Genomic DNA, 2,095 nt, shown 5'->3' with positions numbered 1-2,095 from the left:
TGAAAAACTCATGGCGATTACTTCAATTACATGATTTAAAACATAATTATATCATTCCATGCAATTGAATGCACTTTCTGCCGTGCAAAGGTCTCTTACCATATAAAAACGGCAATCTAAAATTGACCCATCCTGATGCCAATCATTGTTTAACTTGTTGCTTGTTCCATAGTGGGAGCTATCCCTACCGATTTCTTTCCTTTTAATCGGTAGCTGTTACCACTGATCTGCACGATATGCGCATAATGCAGCAATCTGTCCAATAATGCTGCGGTTAAGGTTTGATCATCAGCAAACGCAGTTGACCATTGCGAGAATGGCAGGTTGCTGGTGACAATGACACTGCCTTGTTCGTAGCGCTTGGCAATGACGTTGAAGAACAGGTTGGCCTCCTCCTCCCTGCCAAACGGGAGGTAGCCTATTTCATCAATCACTAATAGCTTAGGGGATAGCACACTGCGTTTGAGATACGTATCTAGCCTCTCTTGTTTTTTGGCGGTGGCCAACTGCAGCATTAAATCAGCTGCGGTGATAAAACGGAATTTTATGCCGCGCATGATGACACTATATGCCAGCGCAATGGCCAGATGGCTTTTACCTACGCCACTTGGGCCGAGCAATATAATGTTTTCGGTGCGTTCAATAAACGCCAAACTGGTTAATTCCTGAAGCTGTTTACGGGGTGCCCCGATGGCGAAGCGGAAATCAAAGTCGTCGAGGTGTTTGATGGCCGGTAATCCTGCCATTTTAAGTAACACTTCGCGCGTACGCAGCATTCTGGCCTCCAGCTCTACTTGGAGTAAATTATCAAGGAAGTCAGCAAAGGTATTGCCTTGTGCAGCGCTACGATCAGCTATCGCTAACCACTCTGTAGCGATGGCAGGCAGTTTTAACACATCACAGGCATGCAGGATGCGTTGTGATTGCAAATTCATCGCTCACCTCCAACAGTTGGTCATACACTGATAGCGGATGCTGGAAGCTTTCTATCGGTATGGCCTGCCGCTGCTTTATCGTTATACTCGTCAGGCGACTTGTCATACCCTCAGGCAACGGCTGTAAACTGAAGCGCTCCTTTTCCAGCAAGACCTGAGGCTTCTCGTTAGTGGTAGCATGGATACGCTGATTAGCCACCTCATGCAGCCAGTTACCTACCTGAGCGTTTGCAGTATCGACATCCAGCGAAAGTCCTGCTTGTTTGAGTGATGCAACCAGCGGTGTAATAAAGCACGATTTCAGGTAGCCATTAAACCGCTCCACTTTACCTTTGGTTTTGGCACGATAAGGCCGGCATACTTTGAGGTTAAAACCGTAATCCTTAGCCATCTCAAGTAATTTGGCATTCTAGCGATGCAGGCCTTCACCATAGGCATCGCGCTCAATCATGATGTATTTGGCGTTGTCAAACAGCAGCTCTTTGGGCACGCCACTAAAGTAATGTAGCGCACCCCCCAATACCTGACAGCCAGTCTTCCTGGCGTTCATATTCAATAAAGCGCACATAGGTTGCCCGGCTAAAGCCGAGCGTGGCGACAAAAGCCTTTAGTTTCTGCCTACCACGGTAGAGGTAGATAGTGGTAAAGTCCACTTGCATTTGCTGGCCTGAGGGGGTTTCAAAGCGCCGAACCGGTTCAGTCCGAGTTACCTTAAATTGCCGGATATAGTTTCTAAGAATGCCTTCCTTGCCATCATACCCTTTGGCCTGAAGTTCCCGAAACAACACAGCTGTCGGTATCCAGTCCGGTCTGGCCGCTTCAATTCGCTCAAGCAGATAGGTCTTGAACGGCTCAAGTTTTGATAGTCGATCATCCCGTCTGCTGTAGGTTGATGTTCTGGCAATATCACGCAAGTATTTACGCACGCTGTTGCGTGAAACGTTTAATGCTCTGGCTATCGAGCGAATGCTCTTGCCCTGTCGTTGTAACACATGAATTTCCACTAATAACTCCTGATTCCATTTCTATTTCATAAGTGAAATAATAGACGTAACTTATGAAAGGTTATGAAAGGAAGTGTTGTGATGGCGCGTATAGCGAGTGGTAAAGAACTGTTAGAGCAGGCAAAGGATTTAGTAGTTAATTCAAGCACAATAGAA

General features: G+C 46.5%; 1 protein-coding gene and 1 pseudogene. Both read right to left on the bottom strand.

The window, feature by feature from the left end; all coding sequences use genetic code 11:
• Positions 1-149: 149 nt before the first annotated feature.
• Positions 150-935 (bottom strand): IS21-like element helper ATPase IstB, encoded by a 786-nt coding sequence (gene istB, locus BM021_RS14875; protein ID WP_090721753.1) that lies wholly within the window; start codon positions 933-935, stop codon positions 150-152.
• Positions 898-1,939: pseudogene (gene istA / locus BM021_RS14870) on the bottom strand (IS21 family transposase). The gene istB and the pseudogene istA overlap by 38 nt, the downstream one beginning before the upstream one ends.
• Positions 1,940-2,095: the final 156 nt, after the last annotated feature.

Origin of the sequence: Nitrosomonas sp. Nm166 (assembly GCF_900112825.1) — a bacterium.
In the GTDB taxonomy this organism is placed as follows: Bacteria; Pseudomonadota; Gammaproteobacteria; order Burkholderiales; family Nitrosomonadaceae; genus Nitrosomonas.
Note: the sequence above shows the minus strand (reverse complement) of the source record. Positions and strands in the feature narration are given on the sequence as shown.